This is a genomic window from Delftia sp. NA_296.1, assembly GCF_052692095.1.
In genome coordinates, this window is record NZ_JBQZGF010000005.1 from 398,547 (window position 1) to 422,752 (window position 24,206).

A 24,206-nucleotide genomic window follows, 5' to 3' on the forward strand; every position below is an offset into this window, starting at 1 on the left:
AAGAGGGATTCAGGGTAGGGGTGGGGCCAGGCGCGAGACCTCGTCCAGCGCCGTCAGCAGCAGCTGCACGTCGATGCGCGTGTGGGAGGCCGACAGCGCGATGCGCAGCCGCGCCGTGCCTTCGGGCACGGTGGGCGGGCGGATGGCGGGCACCCACAGGCCGCGCTCGCGCAGGCCTTCCATCACGGCCAGGGCCGTGGCGTTGGAGCCTATGACCAGGGCCTGCACGGCGGTGCGCGAGGGCAGCAGCTGCCAGCCCGTGCGCGCCAGCAGCGGCGTGAGGCCGGCGCGCAGCTCGGCAATGCGTTCGGCCAGGGCCTCGCGGCGCTCGTCCTCGGCCTCGATCAGGGCCACGCTGGCCTGCAGCGCGCTGGCCAGCATGGGCGGCGCGGCCGTGGCGAAGATGTAGCTGCGCGTCTTTTGCAGCAGCCATTCGACCAGCATGTCGCTGCCCGCGACAAAGGCACCGGCCACGCCAGCGGCCTTGCCCAGGGTGGCCATGTAGAGCACGCGCGGCGAGGCGTTTGCGCCCGTCAGTCCCGCCTCGGCCAGGCTGCCCCGGCCCTGGGGGCCCAGCACGCCGAAGCCATGCGCGTCGTCGAGCAGCAGCAGTGCGTCGTACTGCTCGCACAGCGCCAGCAGTCCGCGGATGTCGGCCACATTGCCGTCCATGCTGAACACGGCATCGCTGATGACCAGCTTGCGGCGGGCCGTGCTGGCGGCCAGTTGCGCGGCCAGATCGGTCAGGTCGGCATGGGCATAGCGGTGGACCTGGGCGCGCGACAGGCGGGCGCCGTCGATCAGGCAGGCGTGGTTGAGCGCATCGGAGAACAGGGCATCGCCAGCACCCACCAGGGCCGGCACGATGCCGGCATTGGTGGCGTAGCCCGCATAGAAGTAGAGCGCGCGCGGCAGTTGCACGAAGCGCGCCAGCTGTTCCTCCAGCGCGGCGTTGGCCGTGCTGTGGCCGCTGACCAGGGGCGAGCCGCCCGAGCCCACGCCAAAGGCCTGGGCGCCCGCGCAGGCGGCGCGCACCAGGGTGGGGTGGCCGGCCAGGCCCAGGTAGTCGTTGCTGCAAAAGGCCAGCATGGGGTGGCCGTCCACCTCCATGTGGGCGCCGCTGGCGGCGCCCTGCAGCGGCGCCGTGGCGCGGCGGCGGCGGCGCAGGTGGGCCGCGTCGAGCTCGGCGATGCGCGCGGGGATGTCGTCCAGCCAGGAGCCGCTCATTGCCATTGCTCCGGCAGGGTATAGGTGGTGGCGCGCGGGTCGGGGTGCTGCTGGAAGGGGATGTCGGCCAGCAGCGGTGCCTGCAGTTGCCGGTCCAGGTGCTGGCGCAGCCAGGCCATGTTTTCCTCGGGCACCAGCATGGCGGGGTCCACGCGGCTGGCAATCCAGCCGGCCAGGCGCAGTCCGCGCGCGCGGATGGCCTCGGCCGTGAGGGCGGCGTGGTTCAGGCAGCCCAGCCGCAGGCCCACGACCATGACCACGGGCAGGTCCAGCGCGCAGGCCAGGTCAGCGCCCGAGAGCTGGTCGGACAGCGGCACGAGAAAGCCGCCCGCGCCTTCCACCACCACGGCGTCGGCCTGTTCGGCCAGGCGCCGGTAGCTGTCCACGATGTGTGCGATCTCTATGGAGCGGCCCGCACGCTGCGCGGCGATGTGCGGCGACATGGGATCGGGCAGCAGCACGGGGTTGTCCAGTTCGGGCGGCACGGCCAGGGTGGAGGCGGCGCGCAGCGCCAGCGTGTCCTCATTGGCCCAGCCGCCGTGGCCGTCGGGCTCGGCGCCTGCGGCCACGGCCTTCATGCCCACCACGCGGGCATGGTGGCGGGCCAGCGCATGCAGCAGCCCGCAGGAGGCCAGGGTCTTGCCCACGCCCGTGTCGGTGCCGGTGACAAAGCAGCCAATGGTGCGGTGGGCGTTCACGAATGGTTCTCCTCGGCCAGGGTGTCTTCAAGGGCGGCCAGCGCGCTGGCCGCCAGGTGCTGCATGGCCTCTTCGTCCAGCAAATAGGGCGGCATGGCGTAGAGGGTGTTGCTGATAGGGCGCAGCAGCAGCCCGCGCTCCAGTGCGGCTGCGCTGTAGCGGCGCGAGAAGTCGGGCAGCGAGGTCTGCACATCCCAGGCCCAGATCATTCCCTGGCGCCGTGCGTGGCGCACGCGGGCGTGCTGGTTCAAAGGGGCGAAGGCGCCGTCAAGCCTTTGCGCCAGCGCGAGGTTGGCGTTGATGGCATCGGTCTGCTCGAACAGCTCCAGCGTGGCCAGGGCCGCACGGCAGGCCAGCGGGTTGCCGGTGTACGAGTGCGAGTGCAGGAAGCCGCGCGCCACGGAATCGTCGTAGAAGGCGGCGTAGACGGTCTCGGTGGTCAGCACGGCCGACAGGGCCAGCGTGCCGCCCGTCAGGCCCTTGGACAGGCAGATGAAGTCCGGCCGTATGCCGGCCTGCTGGTGGGCGAACATGCTGCCCGTGCGGCCGAAGCCCACGGCGATCTCGTCCACCACCAGGTGCACCTCGTAGCGGTCGCACAGGGCGCGCGCCAGGCGCAGGTATTCGGGGTCGTGCATGGCCATGCCGGCCGCGCACTGCACCAGCGGCTCGACGATGAGGGCGGCCGTCGTCTCGTGGTGCTGCTCCAGCCACTGGCGCAGGCCTTCGGCGGCGCGCCGTGCCACATCGACCGGGCTTTCGCCGCCTTGCGCGCCGCGTGCATCGGGGCTGGGCACGGTGTCGGCCAGGCGCACCAGGGGGGCATAGGCTTCGCGGAAGAGGGGGATGTCGGTCACGGCCAGCGCGCCCACGGTTTCGCCGTGGTAGCCGCCGGCCAGGCCTGCAAAGCGGCTCTTGGCGGGGCGGCCCAGGTTGCGCCAGTAGTGCGCGCTCATCTTGAGGGCGATCTCGGTGGCCGATGCGCCGTCGCTGCCGTAGAAGGCATGGCCCAGGCCGGTGAGCGTGGCCAGCCGTTCGGACAGCTCCACCACGGGCGCGTGCGTGAAGCCGGCCAGCATCACATGGTCAAGCCTGGCGAGCTGGTCGGTGAGCGCGGCCTGGATGTGCGGATGGCTGTGGCCGAAGAGGTTGACCCACCAGGAGCTGACGCCATCCAGGTAGCGGCACCCTTCGGTGTCGTGGAGCCAGGGCCCCTGGGCGCGCGCGATGGCGATGGGGGGCGCGGCCTCGTGCCGCTTCATCTGGGTGCAGGGGTGCCACACAGCCGCAAGGCTGCGGGCGGCAAGCGATTGAGTCATCGCGCGATTGTCACACCGCAGCGCAGCTTACAGCTGCTGCGTGGGAACGTGGTGGCGCAGTTCGACCTGGCGGTTGGCATCGTCCACGAAGACCAGCTGCGGTTGGTGCGTGGCCACGTCGGTCTCATGCACCTGGGCGAAGGAGGCAATGATCAGCAGGTCGCCCACGGCAGCGCGGCGCGCGGCCGAGCCGTTGACCGAGATCATGCCGCTGCCGCGCTGGCCCTTGATGGCATAGGTGACGAAGCGCTCGCCGTTGTCGATGTTCCAGATGTGCACCTGCTCGTTCTCGACGATGTTGGCGGCGTCCAGCAGGTCCTCGTCGATGGCGCAGGAGCCTTCATAGTGCAGCTCGCATTGCGTGGTCTTGACGCGGTGGATCTTGGATTTGAGCAGGGTGCGGAACATGTTCTGTCTCTCGAGGGGCGCTTTGCGCGGTCTTGATGGGGCCTGGGCTGGCAAAAAAAGCCACCAAGTCTATATGCGAAGGAGAAATCCCATGAAGGCCGTGAAGTTGTTCAACGGCAGCGGCGCTGCTGCGGGGCCTGGCTTCAGTTCAGGTCGAGCACGCAGCCATCGCCGATGCTGTCGCGCCATACGCGGATGCGGCTGGGAGCGGGCTGCAGGTCGGCCAGGGAATCGGCAATGAACAGGCACAGGTTTTCCAGCGTGGGCTTGCCCAGGCCGGGGATTTCGTCGAGAAAGCGGTGGTCCAGCGCGTCGCCCAGGGTCTTCAGGCGCGAGCGCAGGTAGCCCAGGTCGATCACCATGCCGTTGTCCGGATTGCGCGGGCCGGTGACGCTGACCTCGGCATAGTAGGTGTGGCCGTGGATGCGGCGGCTGCTCTCGGTCTCGATGGCGCGCTCCAGCGTGTGGGCGGCATCGAAGAAAAAGCGCTGGTGTACGGTGAACTGCATGGCAAAAATCAGCGGATGCCGGTGAGCTTGTGGGTCTGCAGGCTCAGGCGCCAGGCCGGGCGCTGCAGGCATTGCGCTATGCAGGCGGCCGTGTTGTCGGCCTGCAGGACGTTGTCCATGGGCTGCAGGAAATAGCGGTCGAAACGGGTGCCGGCCTCGATGGCCTGCAGATCGAAGCCGGGCTGCGGCCAGACCAGCTTGAGCTCCTGGCCGCTGCGCTGCACCCATTCGGCGCCGGCCTTGGGGCTGATGCACAGCCAGTCGATGCCCTCGGGCGCGGCCACCGTGCCGTTGCTTTCCACGGAAATACGAAAGCCGCGCGCATGCAGGGCCGCGATCAGGGGCTCGTCCACCTGCAGCAGGGGCTCTCCCCCGGTCAGCACCACCATGCGGTGCTGGCTGTCGCCGGCCGGCCATTGGGACAGGATGCGTTCGGCCAGGGCGTCGGCCGTGGCGAACTTGCCGCCCAGCGTGCCGTCGGTGCCCACGAAGTCGGTATCGCAGAACTGGCAGATGGCGCTGGCGCGGTCCTGCTCGCGGCCGGTCCAGAGGTTGCAGCCTGCAAAGCGGCAGAAGATGGCCGGCGTGCCGGCCTGGCCGCCCTCGCCCTGCAGGGTGTAGAAGATTTCTTTGACGCTGTAAGTCATGGTGCATGGAGGCCGGTGGAGCCGGCCTGTCGGTGTGCGCGTGCCTGTATCCGTGCCCGCTAGACGGGCGTATAGGCCAGGCGCACGTAGATGGGCGCAAAGGCTTCGGCCTGGGTGATCTCGATCAGCGTTTCCTTGGCCAGCTCCAGCAGGGCGATGAAGGTCACGACCAGCACGGTCGAGCCTTTTTCGGGCTGGAACAGGGTCTCGAACTCGACGAAGCGCCGGCCCTGCAGGGCCTTGAGCACCTGGCTCATGTACTCGCGCACCGAGAGTTCCTCGCGCGTGATCTTGTGGCTTTGCACAAGCTTGGCGCGTTTGAGAATGTCGCGCCAGGCCGATTGCAGCTCGGCCACGTCCACATCGGGAAAGCGTGGCTGCAGGTTCTGCTCGATGTGGATCTGGGCCCTGAGGAAGTCACGCCCGTAGTGCGGCACCTGGCCGAGCTGGTGGGCAGCGAGCTTGATCTGCTCGTACTCGAGCAGCCGGCGCACCAGCTCGGCGCGCGGGTCCTCGGCCTCTTCGCCGCCTTCCTGCTTCTTGGGCGGCAGCAGCATGCGCGACTTGATCTCGATGAGCATGGCCGCCATCAGCAGGTACTCGGCCGCCAGTTCGAGGTTGCGGCTGCGGATCTCGTCGACATAGCGCATGTACTGGCGCGTCACGTCCAGCATGGGAATGTCGAGGATGTTGAAGTTCTGCTTGCGGATCAGGTACAGCAACAGGTCCAGCGGCCCTTCGAAGGCTTCGAGGAAGACCTCCAGCGCATCGGGCGGGATGTACAGGTCCTGCGGCAGGGCGAACAGCGGCTCGCCGTACAGGCGCGCCAAAGCCACCTGGTCGATCACGACCGGGGTGCCGTCGCCAGGAGGGGGGGATGTGGCGGAGGCGCCCGCAGGCGCCAGCGCGGATTCAGCCTCGGCCATGCCTTGCTGCCTGGGCGAATGCCGCATGCGCAGGGTGCACGGTGGGAACAGGCTGACTTTTCATCGCATGGGCAATCAGGAGTTCGTCTGGTAGACGTAGGGCTTCTGGTCCACGCGGCCGGCGCGCAGGTCTTCCCAGACTTCGTGGTTCACGTCCTTGTCCCACAGCAGCGAGCGGCCGGCCAGCTGTTGGCTGGGCAGCTCGGGCTTTTGCTTCTTCAGGTCATTGATGAAGTTGGTGGCGTCGGAGCGATAGTCGGGGCGGCGAAAGAATGACATAGTCTGATAACCTCTTGAATCGCGTGATTTTACCGGGACACCGCCGATGAACCTAGTCTCCCGTCTTCTGGGGGTTGCCGTGGCCGTGATGGGCATGCTCTCGCTGCCCGGCTGCGATCCCCAAAACATCAAGGAACTCGAAGAAGGCCTGTCCACCGAGGCCGACGTCCGCGCCCGCTTTGGCGAGCCCGAACGCATCTGGACCGAGCCCGACGGCTCGCGCACCTTCGAGTACAACCGCCAGCCTGCCGGCAGCCGCAACTACATGATCACCATCGGCACCGATGGCCGCATGAGCGCGCTGCGCCAGGTGCTGGCGCCGCACAACTTCGAGAAAATCCGCCCCGGCATGGACGAGGAGCAGGTGCGCCGCATGCTGGGCAAGCCCGCCAAGATCACGCCCTACCAGCTCAAGCAGGAAACCGACTGGGACTGGAACTACATCGATCCCCCCACGCGCGACATGGAGTTCACCGTGACCTTCGGCCCCGACGGCCGCGTGCTGCGTAGCGCCGGCCGCGAGAAACTGCACGGCGGCGCCTGACAGCAGGCCCCTGCAAGCATCCTGCGATGCGCTGTACCCTGCACGCCACAGCGCGCCGGGGCAACAATCTCTAGAATCCGGGTTTGTACCTATGACACCCCATGGGTACGGTGAAGGCCCCGAACCGGGGCCTTTGCGACGATAGATCTGTCATCACCCCGACAATGTCCACGCCTTCCCTACCCGCTGCCGCGCCTGCTGCGCCTGTCCCGGCCACCGCTTCGCTGCGCCATGGCCTCTTCGAGGATGTCCAGGCCCTCTTCACCGGAACCCTGTTCGTGGGCATCGCCATGATGATGTTCGCCCAGGCGGGGCTTTTGACGGGAAGCACGGCGGGCCTGGCCTTCGTGCTGCACTACGCCACGGGCTGGCCGTTCGGCCTGGTCTTCTTCGCGATCAATATCCCGTTCTACTGGTTTGCCTGGACGCGCGTGGGCCGCACCTTCACGGTCAAGACCTTCATCTGCGTGGGCGCGCTGTCGCTGATCACCGAAATGGGGCCGCGCCTCATCCACATCGACTACCTGCACCCAGCCTTTGCCGCCATTGCGGGCGGCCTGCTCATGGGCTCGGGCCTGCTGTTCCTGGCGCGCCACCGCTCCAGCCTGGGCGGCGCCACCATTGCCTCGCTCTACCTGCAGGACCGCTACGGCATCCGCGCCGGCAAGGTGCAGATGGCCATCGACTGCTGCGTGGTGCTGCTGGCGCTGTGGGTCGTGCCCTTCGAGCGCGTGGCCTGGTCGGTGCTGGCGGCCGTGATCATGGGCGTGTTCCTGGCCGTGAGCCACCGGCCCGGGCGCTACGCCGGGCAGTAGCCTCAGGGCGTCAAGGGCTGCCCATCGGGCGTGCGGTAGCGGACCGTGATGCCGCTGTTGTCTGCGGCTGCCCCGTCATCGCTCATCGCATCGACGGCCTTGCCCACTCCCTTGCCGACGATTTTTGCCGTGCCCACAGCCGCATCCGCGGCCAGCCCCACGGCCGAGGCCGTGACGCTGACCGCCGTGGCCGTCACGGCCACCACGGTGCAGCCGGACAGCAGGGCGCTGGCGCACAGGCAAAGAAAAGCCCCCAGGGCCGGGGACCGTGAGGGCTTGCGGGACATGGATGCCTTGCTTCAGTGGATGCGCATGCCAGGTGTGGCACCGGGGAAGGGCTCCAGCACGTAGATGCCGGGGTTGGCCTTTTCATCGGCGTGGCTGGCGGCCAGCACCATGCCTTCGGAGATGCCGAACTTCATCTTGCGCGGCGCCAGGTTGGCCACCATCACGGTGAGCTTGCCCTGCAGTTGCTCGGGCTGGTACATGCTGGAGATGCCGGAGAACACGTTGCGTGTCTTGCCTTCGCCCACGTCCAGCGTGAGCTGCAGCAGCTTGGTCGAGCCTTCCACGGGCTTGCATTCCACGATCTTGGCAATGCGCAGGTCCACCTTGGCGAAGTCGTCGATGCTGATGGTTTCGGCAATTTCCTCGCCGCCGGGCAGGACCTTCTCGACCACGGGCTCCGGGGCCTCGAAGAGAGCCTCCAGCTGCTTGACGTCCACGCGCTGCATCAGGTGCTTGTACAGGCCGATGGCATGGCCGGCGCCCAGCAGGTTCTGTGCGTCGGCGAACTGCAGCGGCGCCACGTTCAGGAAGCCTTCCACCTGTTCGGCCACGGCCGGCAGGATGGGCTTCAGGTAGATGGTCAGCAGGCGGAAGGCCTCGATGCAGGTGGTGCACACGTCCTGCAGGCGGGCGTCCATGCCTTCCTGCTTGGCCAGCTCCCAGGGCTTGTTGGCATCCACGTATTCGTTGACGCGGTCGCACAGCTGCATGATTTCGCGCACGGCGCGGGCCGTGTCGCGGTTCTCGAAGGCCTGGACAACGGCCTCGCTCTGGCCGCGCAGCTGGGCCAGCAGGGCCTGGCCGTCTTCGCTGACCGTGCCCAGCTTGCCGTCGAAGCGCTTGGCGATGAAGCCGGCGGCGCGCGAGGCAATGTTCACGTACTTGCCGATCAGGTCGGAGTTGACGCGGGCCATGAAGTCATCGGGGTTGAAGTCGATGTCTTCATTCTTGCCGTTGAGCTTGGCGCCCAGGTAGTAGCGCAGCCACTCGGGGTTCATCTGCAGGCCCAGGTACTTGAGCGGGTCCAGGCCGGTGCCGCGGCTCTTGCTCATCTTCTCGCCGTTGTTCACGGTCATGAAGCCGTGCACGCAGATCTTGGTGGGCGTCTTGCGGCCGCTGAACTTGAGCATGGCGGGCCAGAACAGCGTGTGGAAGGTGATGATGTCCTTGCCGATGAAGTGGTACTGCTCCAGCGTGGGGTCGGCCATGTAGGCCTCGTAGTCCTCGCCGCGGCGGTCCAGCAGGTTCTTGAGCGAGGCCAGGTAGCCCACGGGCGCGTCCAGCCAGACGTAGAAGTACTTGCCCGGCGCATCGGGGATCTCGATGCCGAAGTAGGGCGCGTCGCGCGAGATGTCCCAGTCACCCAGGCCCTCGCTGGTCGTGCCGTCCGGGTTGGTGCGCACGCCGAACCATTCCTTGATCTTGTTGGCCACCTCGGGCTGCACATGCTGGCCGTCCTGGGTCCACTCGGTCAGGAACTCCACGCAGCGCGGGTCCGACAGCTTGAAGAAGAAATGCTCCGAGCTCTTGAGCACGGGCTTGGCGCCGGACAGCGCCGAGTAGGGATTGATCAGGTCGGTGGGCGCGTAGACGGCGCTGCAGACCTCGCAGTTGTCGCCGTACTGGTCCTTGGCGTGGCAGCGCGGGCATTCGCCCTTGATGAAGCGGTCGGGCAGGAACATGTTCTTCTCGGTGTCGAAGAACTGCTCGATGGTGCGCGTCTCGATGAAGCCGGCAGCCTTCAGGTCCCTGTAGATCTGCTGGGCCAGCACATGGTTCTCGGGCGCGTCGGTGTTGTGCCAGTTGTCGAAGGCGATGTGGAAGCCGTCCAGGTACTGCTTGCGGCCTGCGGCGATGTCGGCCACGAACTGCTGGGGCGTCTTGCCGGCCTTCTCGGCCGCAATCATGATGGGCGCGCCGTGGGCGTCATCGGCACCCACGAAGTTGACCGCGTTGCCCTGCATTCGCTGCGCACGCACCCAGGTGTCGGCCTGGATGTATTCCATGATGTGGCCGATGTGGAAGTTGCCGTTGGCGTACGGCAGGGCGGTGGTGACGAAGAGTTTGCGTGCGGTCATGGATGGCGGCTTTCTCGGGGGAACCTGACATTCTAGAAGGGCTGGGCGGTTGTGGGGCGGCGATGGCTTTTTGGCGCGCCTGCCGCGGTCCTTCGTCAAGGTGCGGCCGGGGCTTTTGCGTGACGGGAACGAAAACCATCCATGTTCTTCTTGGACGGTGAGACGGGTTCTTCTACTTGGGAGAAACGTCAGCCCGATGTGCTCGCCAGGTGCTGATGGAATGCATTCTTCAATTCGTGATGATTGGTGTAGCCAAGGGTCTGCTCGCTCAGGATCCTGGCCAGGGACTCTTCGCTGGCCTGTATTCCATTGATTTTCAAGACCGTGAAAATCAAGGGAACGGGATGGGAGTAGTACTTGGGTCTTGCCAGGATGTCGTCCACCATGGCCGGGCCTGTCTCGAGTGCATTGAGAACGATGGGAAGGTAAGTGCCGTTGAGCAGAGCAAGCATTCGCCTGCATGCATTTTCAATGCCCTGTTCGGTCGTTGGCAGGTCGATGCAGGCGTCTTTTTCGCTGGTGGTCGACATGCTGTAAACGAACCTCGCGTTTGCCAGGTTCGACGGGTAAGGAGGGGCCATTTGCGCGATTGCTGCCTGCAGTACGGGCTGCTCCACGAGGATGGTGGCCTCATACGACCGGGTGTTGGTCAGATATTCAAAGTGAATGTTGGCAACGGCACCGGATTCTTTCCTGGTGATGTTGATTCTGTTCCTTGTGAACTTCGTGCCTGAAAGATGGGAGAGCTCTTTCTTCAGGAATTCAATCAGCCTTTTTTCGAAGTTCTTGCGCAACTCGGCGGTGTTTTGCTTCATTTTTCCGATTGTTCAGATATTGAGAGGCCTGAAATCGCGGCGTCCTATGCGCTCGGGAAGATGGGTGCGCTTGCGGCCGGCACGCGCTGCCAGCCCAGGAACTGCTCGATATCGCTGCGCCGCGCCAGCGCGTCGCGCCGGCCCAGTGCCATGAGTTCGCGGGTGAAGCTGCGCTCGAACAGCAGGTAGCTGGCCAGGGCGGCGCCGCGCGGGTCACTGGCGTCCTGGCGCACGCCCAGGGCGCCCAGCAGGGTGCGCATGGGCAGCGGCAGCTGGCCCACATGGCGCGCGGCGATGGCGTCTATGCGCTCGGACGGCGAGATGACCAGCAACTGCAGCGGGCGCAGTCGGCTGCGTTCGCGGTCGGCGGGGGGGATCAGGGCCAGCGTCTGGTTGATGCGCTCGGCGCGCTCCACGTCCAGGGACAGGGCGTCAAGGAAGATGCTGGACAGCGTGTGGCCCGCGATGTGGGCCAGCGACGGGTAGCTTGCGCCTTCTGGCGGCGGCCTGGCCGGCGGCTCGGTGCGCCGGCCCGCGCCCACGACGAGGATGCGCTCGGCGCCCAGGTGGATGGCGGGCGCCAGCGGCGCGGTCTGGCGCATGGAGCCATCGCCGAAGTATTCGGTGGCGCCGTCCAGCGGCAACGGCGTGGCCGGAAAGATGAAGGGGATGGCCGAGGACGCCAGCAGGTGCGCGTGCGTGATCTGGGCGGCGGCGGCCTTGCGCTGGTTGCGCACCCAGGGCTGGAGCTGGTCCTGCGCCTGGCAGAAGGTCACGTGCTCGCTGGTGGTGTAGCTGGAGGCGGACACCGCCAGCGCGCGCAGGTGGCCGCCCGCGATCAATTGCGGCAGGCGTTCCAGCGGAACCAGGCCGCGCGACAGCAGCCGGCCCAGCGGCTGGTTGTCCAGCAGCGAACGCGGACGCATGCGGCCCCAGCGCGCCAGGGCCCAGCCCAGGGACAGCAGGGTCAGCCAGCGTGCGCCGCTGCGCAGCACGCTCAGCGAGTCGGACAGGTAGATGTCCTCGGGCCGCAGGTTGCGCCAGATGCGCGACATGCGGCGCACGGCCCGGTCGAAATGGTCGCTGCCGCAGGCCAGGGCCGCCGCGTTGATGGCGCCAGCCGAGGTGCCGACCAGGATGGGGAAGGGATTGGGGCCATGCTGCTGGCCGCAGGCGCGGCGTATCTCGGCAATGGCCTCCAGCACGCCGGCCTGGTAGGCGGCGCGGGCGCCGCCGCCGCTGAGCAGCAGTCCGGTGCTGGGGGGAGGGAGGCTGGAGTCGGGTGAGGGCGCGGCATCGGGCATGCCTGGAGTGTGCCGCGCGCCGGCCGTCATCAGATCGGGGGATGACCCCGAAGGGATCAGGCCTTGGCCAGCAGGGAGCCCAGGTCCTTGCCGGAGATCAGGGCGATGCCCTGCTGCTTGGCCCAGGCGGCTGCATTCTCGGCCGGCGGCTGCAGCGACAGGTAGCAGACCGTGGCCGCATCGCGCGCCTGGCCTGCGGCCAGCAGGGCGCGCAACGGCTCCATGCCGTGCACGCCGGCCTTCCAGCGCTTGGCGCTGGCCACGGTGGTGCGGCCTTCGCGTTCCAGCACGAAGTCGGCGCCGTCCTTGTCGGACAGGCGGGTCACGGTGTAGCCCTCGGCCTGCCAGGCGCGATCGAGCCGATCGGCGAACTCGCGCCAGCTTTGCTGGGCGGCGATCTCCAGGGCCTGCTCCACCTTGGCGGGGCTGGGCGCGCGCAGCTGGCGCCAGGCGGCAACGCAGCCTATGCCGAAGAAGGGCAGGGCGGTGATGGCGGCGAACGGCGCGATGTCCTTGGGCAGCAGCGCCGTGGACACCAGGGTCACCAGCGCGGCCAGCGCGATGCTGATCCACCAGCGCGAGCGCAGCAGGATCGCGAACAGGGAGTTGTGGGCCATCTTGAATTTCACGGGGCGGATCTTTCGCGGAAAAAGGCGGGAACAGGGGCCGCAAAGGCAGCAAGGCCCGCATTGTCTCGCGTGAGCGAGGGGATGGTGCCTTGGATAGACTATCCGGCTCTAGGAGTAATCAAAGCAATGGCAGTCACAGAACAAGCGCTCTTGGCCGCGCTCTCCAGCGTGCTCGATCCCCACACCGGCAAGGACTATGTGAGCACCCGCGCCCTGCGCAACCTGCAGGTCACGGGGGCAGACGTGGCCTTCGACGTGGAGATGGGCTATCCGGCGCAAAGCCTGGTGCCGGCGCTGCGCGGCCAGTTCGTCGCGGCGGCCAAGACCGTCGAGGGCGTGGGCAATGTCTCGGTCAACATCACGTCCAAGGTCGCCGCGCATGCGGTGCAGCGCGGCGTGCAGCTGCTGCCGGGCGTCAAGAACATCATCGCCATCTCGTCCGGCAAGGGCGGCGTGGGCAAGAGCACGACCACGGCCAACCTGGCGCTGGCGCTGGCCGCCGAGGGCGCGCGCGTGGGCATCCTGGATGCCGACATCTACGGCCCCAGCCAGCCCATGATGATGGGCATCTCGGGCCGCCCCGAAAGCCCTGACGGCAAGACCATGGAGCCCATGGAAAGCCATGGCGTGCAGGTCATGTCCATCGGCTTTCTGGTCAACAACGACCAGGCCATGATCTGGCGCGGCCCCATGGCCACGCAGGCGCTGGAGCAGATGCTGCGCCAGACCAACTGGAAGGATCTGGACTACCTGCTGGTGGACATGCCGCCCGGCACCGGCGACATCCAGCTGACGCTGGCCCAGCGCGTGCCCATGACGGGCGCCGTGGTCGTCACCACGCCCCAGGACATCGCGCTGATCGACGCCAAGAAGGGCGTGAAGATGTTCGAGAAGGTGGGCGTGCCCATCCTGGGCCTGGTGGAGAACATGGCGGCCCACGTCTGCACCAACTGCGGCCATGTGGAGCACATCTTCGGCGCCGAGGGCGGCAAGCAGATGGCGGCCGAGTACGGCATCGACTACCTGGGCGCCCTGCCCCTGTCGCTGCAGATCCGCCTGCAGGCCGACAGCGGCAAGCCCACCGTGGTGGCCGAGCCCGACAGCGAGGCTGCGCAGATCTACAAGAAGGTGGCGCGCGACCTGGCCGTGAAGGTGGCGCTCAAGGCACGCGATTTCACGAGCAAGTTCCCCACCATCACGGTGAGCCAGGGAACCTGACCCTTCTGGCGCTGCCGGCATGAACCTGCTGACCTCGATGCGGTATCTGGCGGCGCTCAACGAGCACCGCCATTTCGGCCGCGCGGCGCTGGCATGCCACATCACCCAGCCGGCGCTGTCCAATGCGCTGCGCGCGCTGGAGGAGGAGTTCGGCACGGTCATCGTGCGCCGGGGCCGCTCGTTCGCGGGCTTCACGCCCGAGGGCGATCAGGTGCTGGCCACGGCCCTGGCCATGCTGCGGGCCGAGGAAGGCCTGCGCCAGGAACTGAGCGCCGCCGCCGGCGCGCTGCGCGGGCAGCTGCGCATGGCGGCCGTGCCCACGGCCATGCCCATGCTCACGCGCTTTGCGGCCCTGCTGCGCGAGCACCATCCGGGCATCACGCCCGTGGTGCTGTCCATGAGCTCGGCCGAGATCGAGAGCGGGCTCGAAGACCTGTCGCTGGACCTGGCCCTGGGCTACAGCGCGCGCATGCCGCCGCGCGGACCGCGCCTGCAGTCCTGGCCGCAGTACGAGGAGCACTACTACCTGCTGTGCCGCGAGTGCCCCGAGTGCCGCGATGGGCAGGGCGAGGGCCGGCCCTTTGCCTTTGGCGCCGACATCGCCTGGCGCGAAGTGGCCGGCATGCCGCTGTGCCTGCTCACGCCCGACATGCACAACCGCACGGTGATCGACGAGGCCTTCGCCGCCGTGGACATGGCCGTGCAGCCCGCCATGGAAACCAACTCCGTGCTGACCCTGGTGATGGCCGTGGCGCAAGGAACGGATGGCATGACCACCGTGCTGCCCGGCGCCATGGTGGCAACGGTGCGCCACATGCCGGGCCTGGTGGCGCGGCCGCTGCGCTCGCCCGAACTGGTCACCCCCATAGGCTTCATGGCCCAGCAGGGCGTGGCGCCCACGCGCGCTCTGCAGGCCGCGCTGCAACTGCAGGACGACGCCGGTTGGCGTGCGCAGTGCCTGCGGCATGCGGGGGCGCTGGCGGGTTAGGGCCTGTTCACACTAATGCGAGGATCGCGTTGCCCGGCTGCGGGGTCGTATGCAAGGCGCGCGTGCGCAGCAAGGCCCGTGCCTTGCAAGCGCGTGCAACGCCGCAGACGGCCCCGCAGCCGGGCAACCCGAAGGGAAGCTGCCTGCCAGCCCGCCACTCAGCGTTGCGCTCCTTGTGCGTGTGAGCACACGCACGGCGTCGCGCGCCTTGATTGGCGGGCTGGCAGGCAGCTTCGCGACCCCGCATTAGTGTGAACAGGCCCTAGCGCCCTTCGCTGGAAGCAGCGACCGGGAGTGCTGTCGGTTGGGTTTCTTCCGGCACAGGCGGGCATCGTTCAAAGGCCGTAATATGATTCATATCAGAGCGCTTGCATGCTGCAAGCACTCGTATGAGAATATTTTGATGGCAACTGCAACCAATCTTCCTGTTGATCGGGCCATCAAGGCACTGGGCCAGAGCATTGAACTGGCGCGGCGGCGGCGGGGGCTGTCGCAGGCCGATCTGGCATCCCGCATGGGCGTTTCGGTCAGCACCGTGCGCCGCCTGGAAGATGGCCACCCTGGAATTGCGCTTTCCTATCTGGCAAGTGCCCTGCAGGTCTTCGGTGAGTTGGAGAAATTGCGCCTGCTCCTGGACACCCCGACCGACTCCGTCGGACTGGCACTGATGGATGCGCAACTGCCTGCGCGCATCTACAGCAAACGCCGCAAGGCACCCAAGGCGTTCTGAAGGGTGAATGCGACATGGTGACGCGCTCCGCTGCAATGGTCCACAACATGAAGTCGGAACTGGACGTGTGCCTGGGCAAGGCGGGCACGGCCGTGGGCAGGCTGGTATTCGTGCGCAACGGCATGCGCATGTTCACCCAGTTCGCCTACTTCCAGGACTGGCTGGGTCACAAGGATGCGTTCAACGTCTCCCCCGATCTCGCGCTCACACCGATCTACCAGACGCGCAAACCAGAGACCCGGGAGGACTCCTTGTTCTTCCTTGCGCTGGGAGACACGGAGCCGGATGCCTGGGGGCGGCGTGTCATTGCCCGTGCGCATGCCAAGCGGCGCGAGAAGGACCCGGCTCTTGGGGCACTGACCGAACTCGACTACCTTTGCGCCGTCGATGACTTCAGCCGGATGGGCGCCCTGAGGTTGCGCAGTGCGCAAGGCGTCTATCTGGAGTCCGTACGCGCAGGGCAGACTGCGACGCCTCCGATGCTGGAACTGGAGAAAATGCTCGCCTCCTCGAGGGCCGTGGAACTCGGCAGGGAGTCGGCCCAGGATCTGGCCTACCTGCGGGGCAAGGCGACCTCGCTGGGAGGCATGCGCCCGAAGTGCAGCATCCTTGATGAAAAGGGGCATTTGGCGTTGGGGAAATTCCCCAGCGTTCAGGACGATCGCAATGTGACGCGTGCCGAAGTCCTGGCGTTGAAACTGGCACGCCTGGCCGGCATTGATGCTGCACAAGCCCATGTGGTTGCCGTGCATGGCACACCTGTGGCGGTCATCCGCCGTTTCGACCGTGGGCCCGGGGATACGCGCATTCCCTACATATCCGGCGCCACACTGCTGCAGGCGAGTCGGCAGCATGAACACGCGTACACCGAGGTGCTCGCGCAGATGAAAGGGCTGAGCGCGAACTACGTGGATGACGCGCGGCAACTATGGCGGCGCCTGGTGTTCCATCACCTCATCACCAATGTCGATGACCATCTGCAAAACCTGGGGTTCCTCTATGTAGGGGACAACCAATGGCAGCTTTCCCCGGCATTCGACATCAATCCCATGCCGGAAAAGAACCGTGAGTCCAAGACATGGTTGAGCGAAGACACAGGCCCTATCACCAGCATGGCGCAGTTGATGGGCCAAGCCTCGCAATTTTCACTGAGCCGCGACCAGTCGCTGGCGATCGTGCGCCAGGTTGTCGAGGCCGTGTTGCAGTGGCGCGTGCTGGGCCTGTCTGCGGAGGTTGGAATGACCGCGCAGGAACTCGATGAGTTTGCCCTGGCGTTCGACCACCCGGACCTGGATGACGCCAGGAAACTGGCGGGCCTGTGAGGGCCTGGACGGTTTAGGCCGGCTGGGTCCGCTGGCCTGCCAGCGCAGTCTCTGGTGTGGCGTTCGGCGCGGCATTCAGTGCGGCGCGCACCACGTCGGGCGTGAAGGGCGCGGCGTAGAAGCGCCGGCCGGTGGCGTCGAACAGCGCATTGGCCAGCGCGGCCGGGCCGGGGACCGAGGCCGATTCGCCTGCGCCCATGGGGGGCTCGTCCTGGCGCGGCATCAGCACCACTTCGATGGGGGGCAGGTCGCGGAAGCCGATGATGGGGTAGCTGCCCCATTCGCGGCTGGCCACGCCTTGCGCATTGAAGGCGACCTTCTCCATCAGGCTGCGGCTCAGGGTCTGGATGACGTTGCCGTGGATCTGGTGGCGCACGCCGTCGGGGTTGACCATCATTCCCGTGTCCTGGCCCACGACCAGGCGCCGCACGGCGATGCGGCCGCTGGCGGGGTCCACGTCGATGTCGATGACCCAGGCGGCCCAGGCCGCGCCGAATCCGGGAAAGCGGCTGTGGATGTAGCGCGCATAGGCCACGCCGCGCCCGTGCAGCAGGCCGTCGGCGCCGGGGCGGCCCCGGCTTCCCGGCCGGTTTTGCTGCCAGCCCGCGTGGCGGGCCGTGGCCTCGATCAGCTCGACGGCGCGCGGGTCATCGAGGTGGCGAACACGGTAGTCCACGGGGTCGGCGCCGGCCGCGTGGGCCAGCTCGTCGATCATGCAATCGTGGGCAAAGGAGTTGGGCAGGGCCGAGACGCCGCGCAGCCAGGACGAGCGCACGATGGGCGCCATGTCATGGCAGGTGATGCGCTGGCTGGCATAGCGGTAGGGCGGCACGGCCGTGCGGTCGCCCATCTCCAGCGTGCGCGGCTCGCCCGGGATGCGGCCGGTGAGCAGCAGGGCCAGCAGCGGCGCGTCGTTGGAGGGGTAGCGCACGGCAAAGTCGTAGGCCAGCAGTTCGCCCCGGGCATCGATGGCCGCGCTCACGTCCATGAGCTGGGCCGTGCCCTTGGGCTCCCACTGGTGTTCCTGCTCGCGCGTGAGCTGCACGCGCACGGGCGCGCCCACGGCCATGGACAGCAGGGCGGCGTCGGCGCAGACATCGTCGGCGCAGTTGCGGCCGTAGCAGCCGGCCGCCTCCAGGCGCACGATCTCGATGCGGTCCTCGCCCAATTGCAGCAGGCGGTCCAGGTCGGTGCGCAGCATGTGGGGGTTCTGCGTGCCGGCCCAGAGCTTGAGACGGCCCTCGCTGAAATCGGCCACGGCGCAGGACGGGCCGATGGAGGCATGCATCTGGTAGGGCCAGACGTAGCTGCGGCGCAGTTCGGTGGCCGCACCCGTGCCGACGCCCGCGAAGGCATCGTCCACAGTGCCCTGGTCCACCAGCGCACGGTGTTGGGCGGGATTGGCGCGTATCGCCGCAGCCAGATCGGATAAGTCAGGCGCTGGCGGCGCGGCCTGCCATTGCACGCGCAGCGCGCGCATGGCGGCAATGGCCTGTTCCTCGCGGTCGGCGACCACACCGACGAAGTCGCCTTCGGTGACCACCTGCACGTTGCCGGGCAGGTGGGCCACGGAGTCGCGCTCCACGGCCACCAGGCAGCGGCCGATGAAATCGCCACCGTCGCGGCCCGGGTGCGGAGGGCGGATGACGCGGCCATGGCGCATGCCGGGCACGCGCACATCATGGACAAAGCTCAGTTCGCCCGTGGCCTTGGCAGGGATGTCCACGCGCGCAGCGCCGTGGCCGACGAGCCGGTATTCGCTGGCGGGCTTGAGCTTCACTTCCTGATCCGGCGGGGCCAGCGTCAGCTGCAGTTGCTGGCCGCGCAGCAGATCGCCATAGCCGAGTTCACGGGCATCGCTGCCATCGGCAAAGCGCACCAGGCCTTCGCGCGCCTGGAGCCGGTCCGCCGCCACGCTCCATCGCTGCGCGGCCAGCGCCAGCAACTGCTCGCGCGCCTGGGCGGCGGCGCGGCGCAGCGGCACGGCCGAGATCTGGATGCTGGCGCTGGCAATGGTCGGGCCCTGGTTGGGTGCGGCGGCCGTGTGGCCCAGCACCATGTCCAGGCGCGCCAAAGGCACTTCGAGCTCTTCCGCCACGATCTGCGCCAGGGCCGTGCGTATGCCCGTGCCCAGGTCCACATGGCCGTTGAAGGCCAGGGCGCGCCAGCCCTGGGGCGCGGCTTCGTCGGCCAGCACGGCCACGAAGACCTCGGGCGTGGATTGCACATAGTCGGTGGCCGTGCCGGGCTGGCCGGGCGCAGGGCGCGGCGGCGCCACGGGCTGGCGCACCACGAGCAGGGTGTCGGCGCGCGTGAGCAGCTGTGCGTGCAGGGCTTGGGGCTGGGGCAGGTTCATGGGGCGGTGTTCTTCGCGGGCACGCTTTCAGGCGTGCCCTGTGCATGTTATGCACTCCGGGGCCGGCTGCGCAGGGCCGGCCCCATAGGCGCGTTGGCGCGGTGGGATCAACCTGCGGCGAGGGCGTCGGTGTCGGCGATGGCCTGGCTCAGCGGCAACACGGCCGCGTACTTCTGGGCCATGTCGAACAGGTTGGCCTCGTGCGGACCCAGGGCGCGGTCGCCGCAGCAGTCGGCCACCACCAGCGGGCGAAAGCCCGACTGCATGGCATCGACCACGCTGGCGCGCACGCAGCCGCTGGTCACGCAGCCGGCCACCAGCAGGGTCTGCACGCCGCGCTGGGCCAGCCAGGGTGCGAGCATGGTGCCGAAGAAGGCCGAGGGCGTGCTCTTGCGCACCACGTATTCGCCAGCGGCCGGGGCCAGCTGGGGCACGATGGCGCTGTTGGGGCTGTCTTCCTTCAGGGTCAGCATGCCGGGCACCTTCAGGCAGAAGATGTTGTGGTCGGCATCGTCGTCCGAGAACACGATGCGGCTGTGCGCCACGGGCCAGCCGCGCTCGCGTGCATGGGCCAGCAGGTGCTGCGTCTGCGCGATGGCTTCGGGGATGTTGCCGCCGCCGAAGACGGCCGGGTCGGCAAAGCCGTTGACGAAGTCGATGATGAGCAGGCCGAACGGGGCCTTGAGCGGCAGCGGCGTGCCGAAGCCCTGGCGTGCATAAACCGAGATGTCAGCAGAGATGTCGCCCTGCACGCCCTCGGTGGGAACGCTTTGCGTGCCGGTGGCCTGGCCGGTGGTTGTCGTGGTCATGCGATGTCCTTTCCTTGCTTGGACCTTTTGGCGGCGCGCGCCAGTCCTTCCTCGTCCTGCACCACGCCGTCGATGACCGTGGGCTTGCCGTCCAGCGCCACCGAGCAGTGGCGCATGGGAATGTCGATGTGGCAGGCCGTGGTGCGGCTGCCCCCGGCCTCGTTGTTGGGACCCATGGACCACAGGAAGTTGCCCTCGAAGGCGCGGGCGTCCATGCCGATGTGGGTTTCCTTGTTGTAGTGGGCCAGCATGGACCAGTGGGCGCGCGGCTGCAGCCCCCAGCCGATGTGGGAGACGGCGTAGGCCTCGGGGTCCTCGTAGGAGGCCATGTACTCCTTGAGGATGTCGGCCTGCAGGCCGCCGCTGATGCGCGTGACGTAGCCCTTTTCGATGACGAGTTCTATGGGCTCGGTCACGTAGTCCTTCATGGGCAGCAGGATGTCGCCCCGGTCCAGCACCACGCGGCCGTTGCTCTCGCCCTCGTCGGGCCAGGTCAGCACGAAGCCGCTGGGCCAGTGGTCCCAGCGGCCGGGCTGGTCCACGAAGCCGTATTCGCAGATGGCCGGGAAGCTGCCCAGGCGGCAGCGCAGGTCGGTGCCCGCAGCCGAGGTGATGTGCATCTGCCCGGCCGCCTCGATCAGCTTGGATGCGGCCTGCACGCGCGCACGGTCGCCCTCGGTGGGCACCAGGCGGCACAGCACCTCGGGCGGCTCCACGGCCAGCAGGATCTTGGTGCCGGTCTGCAGGATCTCGTGCTGCTCGGGCGAGAACAGCAGCGTCATCAGGTCCAGCACCAGGTCGCTGGCCTTGAGCGCGGCGATGGCGGCGGGGTTGCCGGTCAGCGGCGTCGTGCCCAGGTAGGCCAGGGAGTCGCGGCTCAGTGATTTTTCGGCATTGACGGGCGGCAGGTCCAGGCGGTTGACGCGCGCACCCATTTCGCTGGAGGCGGCAATGGCGCAGCGCAGCGTCTGCGGGTGCGTGTCGGCGCCCGTGAGCACGGTGACGGTCTGGCCGGCTTCGAGCCGGGACAGCGTGAGCACCTGCTTCCAGGCGTGGATCAGATCGATATCGCTGACGGACATGGTCGGCTCCTTGGTGTCGCGATGGATGGGAGTGGGCTGCGGTTGGGCATTCAGTCCACCCGCGCGCCGAGGAAATCGCCCAGGGCCGAATAGAAGCCGGCCTCGTTGTCCCAGGGAATCATGTGGCCGGCATTGGGCACGCGCACATGCTCGGTCTGGGGTGCCAGGTCTTGCCACTCGGCCACGTCCTCGCTGCGCACCACGTCGCCGCGCTCGGCAGTGACCAGCAGCAGCGGGTGCTGGATGCGGGGCAGGTCGGCATGGATGTCGTCACGGCCGAAGTCCTCGAAGCTCTGCACGATGGCCGGCTCGTGGCAGGTGTGCAGCCACTGGGCGCGCAGCTGGCGCTGCTCTTCGGTCCAGGTGGGGCAGAAGGCGCGCATGGCCTCGGCATCCATGCCCAGCGTGGCCTGGCGGATGGAGTCCACATACCAGGGCAGGGCGGCCGGGTAGGCGCGGCGGCCGGGGCCGGAGACCGGCGGATCGACGATGACCAGGCGCGTGAGCCCCACCGGCTGGCTGCGTGCGGCGCGCACGGCGATGCGCCCGCCCATGGAGTGGCCGACCAGCGCCCAGCGCTGCAGGCCCAGGGCCTGGGCGAAGGCGGCCACGTCGGTGGCCTGGGCATCGAGGCTGTAGTCCAGGCCCGGGCCGGAGGACGACAGGCCGCGCCCGCGCACATCGAGCACATAGGTGTCGAACTGGCGGCCCAGGTGCTCGGCCACGAAGCCCCAGGTCACGGCCGGGCTGGTGATGCCGGGGATCAGGATGACGGCGTCGCGCTGCGCGCGTTCGCCCTCGGCGCCGCCGTAGCGCAGGTAGTGCTGGCGGATGCCGTTGGCGTGGACGTTGCCGCCGTAACGGAATGTGCTTGGGGTGCTGGAGGTGCTGGTCATGCGTGTGTTCCTCAGGCCTTGGCTGCGCTGGTGCCGGTGTCGTAGGGATAGGCGCCCGACAGCAGCGCGCCCGCGCCCGGCACCACGGGGTCCAGCCCCAGTTCCTTGAGGATGGCATAGGTGGTGGCGATGGAGGCGGTCAGCACGGGCTTGCCGGTCTGGGCCTCTACCTGGGCCACGGCCGGCAGCGAGGGCATCTGCACGCAGGCCGACAGCACGATCACATCGGCGTCGGCGTAGTTCATGCCGGCCACGATGCCGGGCAGCTTGGCGGGGTCGTGGCGGCCCACGTCCAGGTTGTCGGGGATCTCCAGCGCGCGCCAGTCCACGATCTCGAAGCCTTCGGCAGCCACGTAGTCCATGACCAGCTGGGTCAGCGGAATCATGTAGGGCGCCACCAGGGCGATCTTCTTGGCGCCCATGACCTTGAGCGCCTCCACCAGCGCGCCGGCGCTGGTAATCACCGGGGCGGTGGCGCCATTGCTGGCCGTGCGCTCGGTCAGGCGCTGCTGCGAGACGCGGTGGTAGCCCTTGCCCATGGCCATGATGGCCACCAGGCAGGCATAGCCCAGCACGTCCACGCGCGCGTCGCTCAGCTCCAGTGCGCAGCGGTCGCTTTCGGCGTCCATGGCGGCCAGCTCCTCCTTTTGCACCTTCTTCATGCGCATGCGGCTGGAGTGGAAAGTGAAGCGGTCCTGCGGGCGCAGCGTGGAGTGGGCCTGCAGCATGGCCGGCACTTCGGTCTCCATGGTGGTGTTGGAGCTGGGGACGATCTGGCCGATGCGGAACGTTTTGGTCATGGACTTGCCTTTGCGAAGTTTCGAGGGTTTCTGATCAGAATCAACTGAGTGTGTACGCTTTATTCTTGCAAAAGACGTGCCGCCTTGCAAATGAGAATTTTCTCGGGGTTTGTACTGATTTGGTGCAGAAATTGCACCAAAAATGGCGAACTTCAATTTATTCTGCCGCCCTGTGGTGCATGCGTCGATTTGAAAAATTCAAGCGCATACACCTGAATTAAGTGTTTTGTTGCCTGGCACGCTTCCTGCTCTACACCCTGCAAGGACGCGCCGAAGCAACGGTTGCCCCGTCTGGCTTTCAACATTCCTGCAAGGAGAAAACTGTGTCTCAATCCCCTCGAATCGCCGTTGTCGGCGCCGGTCTCGGCGGGGCTGCAGCTGCCAAGCTGCTGCTCCAGGAAGGCTTCAATGTCCGCGTCTATGAGCAGGCGCCCAGCTTCTCGCGCCTGGGAGCCGGCATCCACGTCGGGCCCAATGTGATGAAGATCCTGCGCCGCATCGGCATCGAGGACGCGCTCAACGAGCAGGGCTCGCATCCCGACTACTGGTACAGCCGCCACTGGCAGACTGGCGACGTGCTGGCCCAGATTCCGCTGGGCGACTACGCCGTCAAGGAATACGGCGCCAGCTACCTGACCGTGCACCGTGGCGACTTCCATGCGCTGCTGGTCGAGGCCCTGCCCGACAGCGTGATGGCCTACGGCAAGTTCCTGACCAAGGTGGAGGACCGCGGCAACGTGGTGGTCATGCACTTCGCGGACGGCACGACCGAGGAGGCGGACATCGTCATCGGCGCCGACGGCGTGAACTCCCGCATCCGCGAGGAACTGCTGGGCCCCGAGCTGCCCAAGTACGCGGGCTACCTGGCCCACCGCGCCGTGTTCCCCACGCCCGAAGTCAAGGCCGGCATGCTGCCCTTCGATGCCTGTGTGAAGTGGTGGAGCGATGACCGCCACATGATGACCTACTTCGTCACCGGCAAGGCCGACGAGCTGTACTACGTGACCGGCGTGCCCGTCGAGAAGTGGGATCTCAACGACCGCTGGCTGGAAAGCAGCAAGGAAGAGATGCGCGAGGCCTTCTCGGGCTGGCATCCCACCGTGCAGGCACTGATCGACGCCACCGTGGAAGTGACCAAGTGGTCGCTGCTCGAGCGCGATCCGCTGCCGCTGTGGAGCCGTGGCCGCCTGGTGCTGCTGGGCGATGCCTGCCACCCCATGAAGCCTCACATGGCCCAGGGTGCGGCCATGGCCATCGAGGACGGCGCCATGCTGGCGCGCTGCCTCAAGGAAGTCGGCGCGCACAACCATGAGCTGGCCTTCGCCCTGTACGAGGCCAACCGTGCCGAGCGCGCCAGCAAGGTGCAGCGCATCTCGCACGACAACACCTGGCTGCGCACCAACGAAGATCCGTCCTGGTGCTTCGGCTACGACGTGTTCAACGTGCCCCTGGTCGAGCCCAAGGTCAAGGCAGCGGCCTGATACTCGCTGCCTTGCCGGACGAGGGGAGGGGAGGGAAT

Annotated in this window: 25 protein-coding genes; 7 read left to right on the top strand and 18 right to left on the bottom strand. The window is 67.5% G+C overall.

What is annotated here, in order from left to right; genetic code table 11:
- Positions 1-9: 9 nt before the first annotated feature.
- From bioF to ACUTR7_RS15670, 8 genes are all read right to left on the bottom strand, one after another.
- Positions 10-1,227, bottom strand: coding sequence for an 8-amino-7-oxononanoate synthase (bioF, locus tag ACUTR7_RS15635; protein WP_445609196.1), 1,218 nt, complete (start codon positions 1,225-1,227; stop codon positions 10-12).
- Positions 1,224-1,925: a dethiobiotin synthase gene (gene bioD / locus ACUTR7_RS15640; RefSeq protein ID WP_043790591.1), complete on the bottom strand. Its 702-nt coding sequence runs from the start codon at positions 1,923-1,925 to the stop codon at positions 1,224-1,226. Before bioD ends, bioF begins: the two co-directional genes overlap by 4 nt.
- Positions 1,922-3,244, bottom strand: coding sequence for an adenosylmethionine--8-amino-7-oxononanoate transaminase (gene bioA / locus ACUTR7_RS15645; RefSeq protein ID WP_445609197.1), 1,323 nt, complete (start codon positions 3,242-3,244; stop codon positions 1,922-1,924). Before bioA ends, bioD begins: the two co-directional genes overlap by 4 nt.
- Before the next feature lie 27 nt (positions 3,245-3,271).
- Positions 3,272-3,652 carry an aspartate 1-decarboxylase gene (panD, locus tag ACUTR7_RS15650; protein ID WP_012203760.1) on the bottom strand — a complete coding sequence of 127 codons (381 nt, stop codon included), beginning with the start codon at positions 3,650-3,652 and terminating at the stop codon, positions 3,272-3,274.
- Between the two features lie 143 nt (positions 3,653-3,795).
- A complete protein-coding gene (locus ACUTR7_RS15655; RefSeq protein ID WP_012203761.1) occupies positions 3,796-4,161 on the bottom strand; it encodes a 6-pyruvoyl trahydropterin synthase family protein in 366 nt (121 codons plus the stop codon).
- Positions 4,162-4,169: 8 nt separating this feature from the next.
- The gene (queE, locus tag ACUTR7_RS15660) at positions 4,170-4,808 is read right to left on the bottom strand and encodes a 7-carboxy-7-deazaguanine synthase (RefSeq protein WP_192367094.1); all 639 of its coding nucleotides are present in this window, start codon (positions 4,806-4,808) and stop codon (positions 4,170-4,172) included.
- A gap of 59 nt (positions 4,809-4,867) precedes the next feature.
- Complete coding sequence (locus tag ACUTR7_RS15665; RefSeq protein WP_013803906.1) at positions 4,868-5,734, bottom strand: segregation and condensation protein A; 867 nt, start codon at positions 5,732-5,734, stop codon at positions 4,868-4,870.
- Between the two features lie 75 nt (positions 5,735-5,809).
- Positions 5,810-6,013, bottom strand: coding sequence for a DUF3460 family protein (locus ACUTR7_RS15670; RefSeq protein WP_012203764.1), 204 nt, complete (start codon positions 6,011-6,013; stop codon positions 5,810-5,812).
- Positions 6,014-6,059: 46 nt separating this feature from the next.
- On the opposite strand from ACUTR7_RS15670, the gene bamE reads away from it, so the two are divergent.
- On the top strand, positions 6,060-6,557 hold the full coding sequence (gene bamE / locus ACUTR7_RS15675; RefSeq protein ID WP_012203765.1) for an outer membrane protein assembly factor BamE domain-containing protein: 498 nt from the start codon (positions 6,060-6,062) through the stop codon (positions 6,555-6,557).
- 164 nt (positions 6,558-6,721) lie between these two features.
- Positions 6,722-7,372: a YitT family protein gene (locus ACUTR7_RS15680; RefSeq protein ID WP_063327090.1), complete on the top strand. Its 651-nt coding sequence runs from the start codon at positions 6,722-6,724 to the stop codon at positions 7,370-7,372.
- A 2-nt stretch (positions 7,373-7,374) separates the two neighbouring features.
- Here the strand turns inward: ACUTR7_RS15680 and ACUTR7_RS15685 are convergent, their stop codons facing one another.
- From ACUTR7_RS15685 to ACUTR7_RS15705, 5 genes are all read right to left on the bottom strand, one after another.
- Positions 7,375-7,659 carry a hypothetical protein gene (locus ACUTR7_RS15685; RefSeq protein WP_017404252.1) on the bottom strand — a complete coding sequence of 95 codons (285 nt, stop codon included), beginning with the start codon at positions 7,657-7,659 and terminating at the stop codon, positions 7,375-7,377.
- A 12-nt stretch (positions 7,660-7,671) separates the two neighbouring features.
- Positions 7,672-9,738, bottom strand: coding sequence for a methionine--tRNA ligase (gene metG, locus ACUTR7_RS15690; RefSeq protein WP_071954515.1), 2,067 nt, complete (start codon positions 9,736-9,738; stop codon positions 7,672-7,674).
- 188 nt (positions 9,739-9,926) lie between these two features.
- The gene (locus ACUTR7_RS15695; RefSeq protein WP_445609198.1) at positions 9,927-10,553 is read right to left on the bottom strand and encodes a hypothetical protein; all 627 of its coding nucleotides are present in this window, start codon (positions 10,551-10,553) and stop codon (positions 9,927-9,929) included.
- Positions 10,554-10,597: 44 nt separating this feature from the next.
- Positions 10,598-11,857 (bottom strand): patatin-like phospholipase family protein, encoded by a 1,260-nt coding sequence (locus ACUTR7_RS15700; RefSeq protein WP_445609199.1) that lies wholly within the window; start codon positions 11,855-11,857, stop codon positions 10,598-10,600.
- Between the two features lie 56 nt (positions 11,858-11,913).
- The gene (locus ACUTR7_RS15705) at positions 11,914-12,474 is read right to left on the bottom strand and encodes a restriction endonuclease (protein WP_034398227.1); all 561 of its coding nucleotides are present in this window, start codon (positions 12,472-12,474) and stop codon (positions 11,914-11,916) included.
- Between the two features lie 138 nt (positions 12,475-12,612).
- Between ACUTR7_RS15705 and apbC the strand changes: the two genes are divergently transcribed.
- The 4 genes from apbC to ACUTR7_RS15725 all read left to right on the top strand — a co-directional run bounded on the left by apbC (position 12,613) and on the right by ACUTR7_RS15725 (position 16,744).
- Positions 12,613-13,704, top strand: coding sequence for an iron-sulfur cluster carrier protein ApbC (gene apbC / locus ACUTR7_RS15710; protein ID WP_012203771.1), 1,092 nt, complete (start codon positions 12,613-12,615; stop codon positions 13,702-13,704).
- 19 nt (positions 13,705-13,723) lie between these two features.
- Positions 13,724-14,692 carry a LysR family transcriptional regulator gene (locus tag ACUTR7_RS15715; RefSeq protein WP_063327086.1) on the top strand — a complete coding sequence of 323 codons (969 nt, stop codon included), beginning with the start codon at positions 13,724-13,726 and terminating at the stop codon, positions 14,690-14,692.
- A 403-nt stretch (positions 14,693-15,095) separates the two neighbouring features.
- Positions 15,096-15,422 (top strand): helix-turn-helix domain-containing protein, encoded by a 327-nt coding sequence (locus ACUTR7_RS15720; RefSeq protein ID WP_013803898.1) that lies wholly within the window; start codon positions 15,096-15,098, stop codon positions 15,420-15,422.
- A 14-nt stretch (positions 15,423-15,436) separates the two neighbouring features.
- Complete coding sequence (locus ACUTR7_RS15725) at positions 15,437-16,744, top strand: type II toxin-antitoxin system HipA family toxin (RefSeq protein WP_013803897.1); 1,308 nt, start codon at positions 15,437-15,439, stop codon at positions 16,742-16,744.
- A 13-nt stretch (positions 16,745-16,757) separates the two neighbouring features.
- Here the strand turns inward: ACUTR7_RS15725 and ACUTR7_RS15730 are convergent, their stop codons facing one another.
- The 5 genes from ACUTR7_RS15730 to ACUTR7_RS15750 all read right to left on the bottom strand — a co-directional run bounded on the left by ACUTR7_RS15730 (position 16,758) and on the right by ACUTR7_RS15750 (position 22,687).
- The gene (locus tag ACUTR7_RS15730) at positions 16,758-19,100 is read right to left on the bottom strand and encodes a molybdopterin cofactor-binding domain-containing protein (protein ID WP_445609200.1); all 2,343 of its coding nucleotides are present in this window, start codon (positions 19,098-19,100) and stop codon (positions 16,758-16,760) included.
- Between the two features lie 107 nt (positions 19,101-19,207).
- Positions 19,208-19,909, bottom strand: a complete 702-nt coding sequence (locus tag ACUTR7_RS15735) for an N-carbamoylsarcosine amidohydrolase (protein ID WP_445609201.1) — start codon at positions 19,907-19,909, stop codon at positions 19,208-19,210.
- Positions 19,906-20,991 carry a hypothetical protein gene (locus ACUTR7_RS15740; RefSeq protein ID WP_012203775.1) on the bottom strand — a complete coding sequence of 362 codons (1,086 nt, stop codon included), beginning with the start codon at positions 20,989-20,991 and terminating at the stop codon, positions 19,906-19,908. The genes ACUTR7_RS15735 and ACUTR7_RS15740 overlap by 4 nt, the downstream gene beginning before the upstream one ends.
- A 50-nt stretch (positions 20,992-21,041) precedes the next feature.
- Positions 21,042-21,887 (bottom strand): alpha/beta fold hydrolase, encoded by an 846-nt coding sequence (locus ACUTR7_RS15745; protein ID WP_445609202.1) that lies wholly within the window; start codon positions 21,885-21,887, stop codon positions 21,042-21,044.
- Between the two features lie 11 nt (positions 21,888-21,898).
- A complete protein-coding gene (locus ACUTR7_RS15750; RefSeq protein WP_012203777.1) occupies positions 21,899-22,687 on the bottom strand; it encodes a maleate cis-trans isomerase family protein in 789 nt (262 codons plus the stop codon).
- 323 nt (positions 22,688-23,010) lie between these two features.
- On the opposite strand from ACUTR7_RS15750, the gene ACUTR7_RS15755 reads away from it, so the two are divergent.
- A complete protein-coding gene (locus tag ACUTR7_RS15755; RefSeq protein ID WP_012203778.1) occupies positions 23,011-24,168 on the top strand; it encodes an FAD-dependent monooxygenase in 1,158 nt (385 codons plus the stop codon).
- The last annotated feature ends 38 nt before the right edge of the window (positions 24,169-24,206 follow it).

Coding starts and splice junctions, on each gene's coding strand:
- ACUTR7_RS15705 (WP_034398227.1), bottom strand. CDS start 12,474: ATGGCCCACAACTCCCTGTTCGCGATCCTGCTGCGCTCGCGCTGGTGG.
- ACUTR7_RS15680 (WP_063327090.1), top strand. CDS start 6,722: ATGTCCACGCCTTCCCTACCCGCTGCCGCGCCTGCTGCGCCTGTCCCG.
- apbC (WP_012203771.1), top strand. CDS start 12,613: ATGGCAGTCACAGAACAAGCGCTCTTGGCCGCGCTCTCCAGCGTGCTC.
- ACUTR7_RS15665 (WP_013803906.1), bottom strand. CDS start 5,734: ATGGCCGAGGCTGAATCCGCGCTGGCGCCTGCGGGCGCCTCCGCCACA.
- panD (WP_012203760.1), bottom strand. CDS start 3,652: ATGTTCCGCACCCTGCTCAAATCCAAGATCCACCGCGTCAAGACCACG.
- ACUTR7_RS15750 (WP_012203777.1), bottom strand. CDS start 22,687: ATGACCAAAACGTTCCGCATCGGCCAGATCGTCCCCAGCTCCAACACC.
- bamE (WP_012203765.1), top strand. CDS start 6,060: ATGAACCTAGTCTCCCGTCTTCTGGGGGTTGCCGTGGCCGTGATGGGC.
- ACUTR7_RS15720 (WP_013803898.1), top strand. CDS start 15,096: ATGGCAACTGCAACCAATCTTCCTGTTGATCGGGCCATCAAGGCACTG.
- ACUTR7_RS15730 (WP_445609200.1), bottom strand. CDS start 19,100: ATGAACCTGCCCCAGCCCCAAGCCCTGCACGCACAGCTGCTCACGCGC.
- ACUTR7_RS15740 (WP_012203775.1), bottom strand. CDS start 20,991: ATGTCCGTCAGCGATATCGATCTGATCCACGCCTGGAAGCAGGTGCTC.
- queE (WP_192367094.1), bottom strand. CDS start 4,808: ATGACTTACAGCGTCAAAGAAATCTTCTACACCCTGCAGGGCGAGGGC.
- bioF (WP_445609196.1), bottom strand. CDS start 1,227: ATGAGCGGCTCCTGGCTGGACGACATCCCCGCGCGCATCGCCGAGCTC.
- ACUTR7_RS15700 (WP_445609199.1), bottom strand. CDS start 11,857: ATGCCCGATGCCGCGCCCTCACCCGACTCCAGCCTCCCTCCCCCCAGC.
- ACUTR7_RS15735 (WP_445609201.1), bottom strand. CDS start 19,909: ATGACCACGACAACCACCGGCCAGGCCACCGGCACGCAAAGCGTTCCC.
- ACUTR7_RS15725 (WP_013803897.1), top strand. CDS start 15,437: ATGGTGACGCGCTCCGCTGCAATGGTCCACAACATGAAGTCGGAACTG.
- ACUTR7_RS15655 (WP_012203761.1), bottom strand. CDS start 4,161: ATGCAGTTCACCGTACACCAGCGCTTTTTCTTCGATGCCGCCCACACG.
- ACUTR7_RS15670 (WP_012203764.1), bottom strand. CDS start 6,013: ATGTCATTCTTTCGCCGCCCCGACTATCGCTCCGACGCCACCAACTTC.
- ACUTR7_RS15715 (WP_063327086.1), top strand. CDS start 13,724: ATGAACCTGCTGACCTCGATGCGGTATCTGGCGGCGCTCAACGAGCAC.
- bioA (WP_445609197.1), bottom strand. CDS start 3,244: ATGACTCAATCGCTTGCCGCCCGCAGCCTTGCGGCTGTGTGGCACCCC.
- metG (WP_071954515.1), bottom strand. CDS start 9,738: ATGACCGCACGCAAACTCTTCGTCACCACCGCCCTGCCGTACGCCAAC.
- ACUTR7_RS15745 (WP_445609202.1), bottom strand. CDS start 21,887: ATGACCAGCACCTCCAGCACCCCAAGCACATTCCGTTACGGCGGCAAC.
- ACUTR7_RS15695 (WP_445609198.1), bottom strand. CDS start 10,553: ATGAAGCAAAACACCGCCGAGTTGCGCAAGAACTTCGAAAAAAGGCTG.
- ACUTR7_RS15685 (WP_017404252.1), bottom strand. CDS start 7,659: ATGTCCCGCAAGCCCTCACGGTCCCCGGCCCTGGGGGCTTTTCTTTGC.